Below are 5,402 nucleotides of genomic sequence, written 5' to 3' on the forward strand. Positions count from 1 at the left end.
GATCAATCCACCGCCAGTCCCCTGCTTCATTCGGGTTGACTTGCGGTATCTGGTTAAATTGACCGATATATATATGGTCAAACTCATGTTCAATTAAGTTGCCAGGGACTTCTTCTCTGTAGGTGAAAGAAGAAACATGGATGATTGGTGTGTAGAAACCCATTTCCTCATTCAAACGTCGCGATGCCGCACTTTGGGTCTCTTCGCCCTTTCTCGGGTGCCCACAACAAGTGTTACTCCATAGATTTGGTGAGTGATACTTAGCCGCCGCCCGTTGCTGCAATAAAAGCCTTTGTGTTTGATCGAAGATGAACACCGAGAATGCCCGATGCAGAAGACCTTGCTTATGAGTCGCCAGCTTAAATTCAGAACCGATAATATTGTCTTTCTCATCAACAAGTATGAGTCTCTCTTCCATATATACACCTTGAGCATAAAAATTAATAAATAACATTTACATTATTTATTTATCGCTAGTAATTAAGTGGAACTATCGGCTTAAATCAATTTTAAATTCCATTTGTATGAGCAAACTGCAATTTAATAGGCCAGAGAACCAAAAGTTAAGCTTCACGGGTATCGGCGTTAACTCTTGTCCATGTAAGAAATGATGCGCGTAAACCACACCATCGATGCCAGATAGGCAAGCGAGTGAATCAGACGCGCGCAATCGAGCAGCTATCCGTTGCAAACTAGAGAAAGATATACTTAATCAGCGAGTTATATACATTTTCTGGCGACCTTTATAAATATTGAGTTATGCTTAAATCATACTTTGTGTATTCATCTAATTGGATAAGGATTAGCAGAATTGAAAACGGCGTTGTTGTTGCAGCAGTGGATGCCCGGACTCTATCAACTTAAACACTATGAACGGAAGTGGTTAAAAGACGATGCGCGCGCGGCATTTTCCGTCGTGGCCGTCGCACTGCCCGTCGCCATTGCCTACGCGCAGCTGACTGGCGTATCGGCCATCGTCGGCCTCTACTCTTGTATCCTGCCGATGATGGTGTATGCATTATTCGGTACTTCCCGTCAGTTGATTGTTGGACCGGATGCCGCAACCTGTGCAGTTATCGCAGCCGTCGTCACACCTCTAGCGGCCGGTGACGCCACCAAACACTGGCAATTGGTCATGACCATGACCGCCATGACAGGTCTGTGGTGCGTACTGGCGAGTCGTTTTAAACTCGGCATTCTCGCTGACTTCCTGTCACGCCCCATTCTGCTAGGTCTACTCAACGGTGTAGCGCTCACTATCATTGTCGGCCAGTTTGCTAAGGTCTCTGGATTGAATTTTGAACAGCGTTACTTGCTTGAGCGGTTAATTGAAGCGCCCTCTTTGCTGCTGGATGTGCACTGGCAAACGCTGATGATCACTCTGGTGACCACCGCCATCTACTTTGCTTCCAAACGTTACCGACCAAACTGGCCTGCGGCGATGATCGCCATTATCGTTGCGACGTTTTTGGTTTGGTCAACGCAACTGGATACCATGGGCGTGCAAGTGGTCGGCGCGATAGAAGGAGGCTTACCTATTTTTCAGGCGCCGATTTTTGATATCGGTGTCAGTCGAGAGCTGGTCATGCCCGCACTCAACCTGGCTCTGGTCAGTTTCGTCAGTATGATGCTCACCGCACGCAGTTTCGCTGCCAAAAACGGGTACGATATCGATGCTGACAGGGAGTTCCGCGCTCTCGGGTTTGCCAATCTGGCCTCGGCGTTTTCGCAAGGATTTGCGATCAGTGGCGCCGATTCCCGCACCGCCGTGAACGATGCCAACGGAGGCAAATCACAACTGGTCCAAATCATTGCAGCGGTTGTTATTGCTCTGGTTGCGATATTTATCTATCAACCGTTGCAATACATCCCTATCGCGGCGCTCGGTGTGGTTTTGATTATTGCCTCGACATCTCTGCTCGATCTGAAAGGCATCTGGTCGCTCAGAAAGCGCGATAAAGATGCGTTTATTCTTGCCACCATCACCTTTGTCTCTGTGCTGGTGATCGGCGTTATCCCGGGCATTACTCTGGCCGTGCTCCTTGGCCTGTTTCAGTTTATCCGTGTGGTGATGCGACCGAGCGACCAAATGCTCGGGCTGGACGATGCTGGCACCATCCGCACGATCGATGATTCAGGCAAAGCCACTCCGATCCCGGGCATCATTATTTTTCGCTTTAACTCCCCCTTGACGTACTTTAATGCGCCATATTTCAAACGTCGCATCCTGGAGCAGGCGGAACAAAATAGAGCCGATACTGGGTGCGTCATCATTGACGCCGTGGCCAGCTTTACTCACCTCGATTTGAGCGTAATGGCCATGCTGTCGGATGTTCAAAGTATCCTGCGCAAAAAAGGAATACGACTGATCCTGGCCGGACGAAAACGTAGTCTGCGTCAGTGGTGCGAGCTCAGCGGTGTCCCCGTCGGTGAAAGTGGTGTGATTCTGCGGGCCGATATGTACTTGGCCATTAAACTCAGCGGCTGCTACCAACATGCCGTTGAAGAAGGTCAGATTGCTCCCGTCAAAAAAGAGCCCGATCCGCTGGACGAAATCCACAAACCCGTCCCCGAAGTGGCATAAACCAGAGTCACAACGCCCGACAACTCGGCGGGCGTTGTGCGTGCGTAGCCATCATGTTGATAGAAAAGACCTCCGTGACCAATACTTCAGTCACAGCCATGCAGGCATTTCCCTTTTTCACTACGTTTTTTCAATAAATTGCTCTAAATAACCCTCCCTCATCTGCCTTACACATCAACCTTTCGAACTCACCATCTTGTGGATCTTCTCCTCCAGAATGATCAAAAGTTACTTTACTAAAACTGTACCGTACAGTACAGTTTGTCGGAGTTGTTTAATTCAGGTTCTCCAAATGAATAAAAAAGTTATCGCACTCTCACTCATTGTCGGTTCACTCATTACTGTCGGAATAGCGTTCTATCACCCCAACATAGTGACCACCGACAATGCGTACATTCACTCAGATGTCACCGCGATATCACCAGAGGTCGGTGGCCAAGTCAGCCAACTTTTTGTCGAGGACAATCAGTGGGTCAGCAAAGGCGATCCCCTATTTTCTATTGACGATGAAGACTTTGTTGCGAATCAACAAATTGCGCGCTCTGCGCTGGAGGTCGCCAATACCGCGCTAAGCGCGAATCAGACAAAAACCGAGATGCAACTGGTAAAGATCGAACAAGCAAAGCAGACAATCCACAGTGCTGATGCTAACGCCCGCCACCAAATGGCCGAGTTCAAACGATTGTCTCGTCTCGTACAAAAGCAGTCGGTAAGCAAGAACCAATACGAAGCGCAAAAAACACGCGCCATTGAAGCCAACAGTCGCCTGGAAACAGCCAAACTGGCGGTTACCGCCGAGCAAAAGCAGTACGAAGCGTTGTTGGTCAATAATCAGCAACTCACTGCGCAGAAGCAACAGGCTGAAGCTAACCTGCGTTTGGCAAACATCGCATTAGAACGCACCATCATCCAAGCGCCTTTTGACGGATTTATTGCCGACAGACAAGTACAGGTAGGTAAGCTTGTCCAACCCGGAATGGGGCTGATCGTGATGGTCCCAGACTACATTTGGGTGGAAGCGAACTTCAAAGAAACCCAACTGGAACATGTTTTGCCTGGGCAAAGCGTTGAAGTAACGTTAGACATGTATCCCGACAAGCCACTGCGTGGGCGAGTCACCTCCATTACGCCAGCAACCGGAGCACAATTCAGCTTACTACCGCCACAAAACGCGACCGGTAACTTTGTGAAAGTCGTGCAGCGAGTGCCCGTGCGTATTGAACTGGATATCCCGGAATCACTGAAACAACGCATTTATCCGGGCCTTTCCGCGGAAGTTTCCATTGATATCTCTGAGTAAGGTTAAACGCCGATGAAAAATCGAACCCCTTTGCTACTTCTGGCTCTGTTTGCTTTGGCAGCGTTTGGCATTAACTCCGTAATGTTCACTGAAATGTCTCACGAAATGGCGGTAACATTCAGGCTCTCTTTGGATGAAACAGACCGCGTTAAAATCGCAATGATGATCGCTCAAGTCCTCGGTTATCTGTTTTCTCCACTCTTAGTTCGGCACTTTGGTGCGTACCGCCTTTTAATGTTTGCGCTGGGAGGCGGGCTGGCCTGCAACATTGTGTTGTATTTACCAATGCCACTTCCTGGACTGTTTTGGCTGACTTGGGTATGCGCCGGCTTTTCCATGAGTATAATGTTGGTTACGATCAACTTGCTTTTACTCCACACCTTTGACGCACGTTGGATGCCGGCCATCATTGCGTTGACCTTACTGTTCTCAACGTTGCTTCCAATGGGAGCGTATCCCTGGTTGGTGGCAGATGCCCTGGAACAATTCAATTGGTCACTGTTTTGCGTGTTGGCATCATGGCTGTATTTCTCAGCACTGATCATCCTCAGCCTGTTTAAGCCCATATCCGTGACGCTCAAAACCAAAAAGAAATCGGGGGCGCTATTTTATGTCCCTGCCACCGCCGCAATCAGTCTGACCATTTACCTACTCATGCGCGGCGGCTTTTACAACTGGTTCGACTCTGTACAATTTGCGCATTTAGCGGCCATCACCGCTGCTTTAATTCTATTAGTCGTATACCTACTCGTCAGACACCGTCACCAGAATACGGCCTCCATGCAGATACACGCCAGATTCAAAACGAATGTGTTTATGTACAACGCTTTTCTGGCCGGGTTTGCTGTGATGGCAAGCTCCGCGCTGTTTTCTAACTTTCTTAAAAAGGCGCTCCACTACAACGCGCTCAGTGCAGGACACGCCCTGCTGCCCTCTTTCGTCGCGATGGTAGCAGGGATGCTGGTGAGTGTTCTGGTTTACTACTTTCGACGTCAGCTTGCTGATGCTGTAGTCCCCTTCGGTGTGTTGATGATCCTGATATCCGTAAAACAGTTCAGTGAGTTGCCAAGCTATGCCGGTGCGGAATCCTTGCCTTTGCCAATGCTACTGCGTGGCTTTGGCGTTGGAATGCTCAACGTATCAGTAACGATAGCAGTATTGATGTACTTTAATGCGGATGATCGCCTGGAAGGCATCGCCAATTTCTATCTGTTTCGTACCATGGGTGGTGTGATTGGCGGCGCATTTTTATCACGTGTAACTCAACAACATAGTGCTCAGGCCTCAGGAGAGCTGGGAAGAACTCTGGAGGCATCCAGCCAAAGCTTCTCCGCCTACCAACACGCACTGAATAGTGAGCTACTCACCAATGGATATCTGCCTCAACAGGCTCTTGGTATGAGTCAAATTCATGGTGTAGTGAAAGAGCAAACCATAACATTAGCATTGAACAATTCGCTGATTATGTTCATCGTATCAATACTGGTGCTCGCCCCTATTCTGCTCGTGGGCAAGAAA

The 5,402-nt window shown here is 48.8% G+C and carries 4 protein-coding genes; 3 read left to right on the forward strand and 1 reads right to left on the reverse strand.

Annotated elements, in window-relative coordinates; translation table 11 throughout:
- Nucleotides 1-418: isopentenyl-diphosphate Delta-isomerase (gene idi / locus CAG65_RS12360; RefSeq protein ID WP_161453826.1), on the reverse strand; the 418-nt coding region annotated here is incomplete at its 3' end.
- A gap of 423 nt (nucleotides 419-841) precedes the next feature.
- Here idi and CAG65_RS12365 point away from each other — a divergent pair.
- From CAG65_RS12365 to CAG65_RS12375, 3 genes are all read left to right on the forward strand, one after another.
- Nucleotides 842-2,584: a SulP family inorganic anion transporter gene (locus CAG65_RS12365; protein WP_161453829.1), complete on the forward strand. Its 1,743-nt coding sequence runs from the start codon at nucleotides 842-844 to the stop codon at nucleotides 2,582-2,584.
- 292 nt (nucleotides 2,585-2,876) lie between these two features.
- Nucleotides 2,877-3,884 carry an HlyD family secretion protein gene (locus CAG65_RS12370; RefSeq protein ID WP_161453827.1) on the forward strand — a complete coding sequence of 336 codons (1,008 nt, stop codon included), beginning with the start codon at nucleotides 2,877-2,879 and terminating at the stop codon, nucleotides 3,882-3,884.
- A gap of 12 nt (nucleotides 3,885-3,896) precedes the next feature.
- Nucleotides 3,897-5,402 (forward strand): multidrug efflux MFS transporter (locus CAG65_RS12375; protein WP_161453828.1); only part of this gene is annotated, 1,506 nt, incomplete at its 3' end.

Source organism: Vibrio sp. V39_P1S14PM300 (genome assembly GCF_009904765.1).
In the GTDB taxonomy this organism is placed as follows: Bacteria; Pseudomonadota; Gammaproteobacteria; order Enterobacterales; family Vibrionaceae; genus Vibrio; species Vibrio proteolyticus.

Coding starts and splice junctions, on each gene's coding strand:
- CAG65_RS12370 (WP_161453827.1), top strand. CDS start 2,877: ATGAATAAAAAAGTTATCGCACTCTCACTCATTGTCGGTTCACTCATT.
- CAG65_RS12365 (WP_161453829.1), top strand. CDS start 842: ATGCCCGGACTCTATCAACTTAAACACTATGAACGGAAGTGGTTAAAA.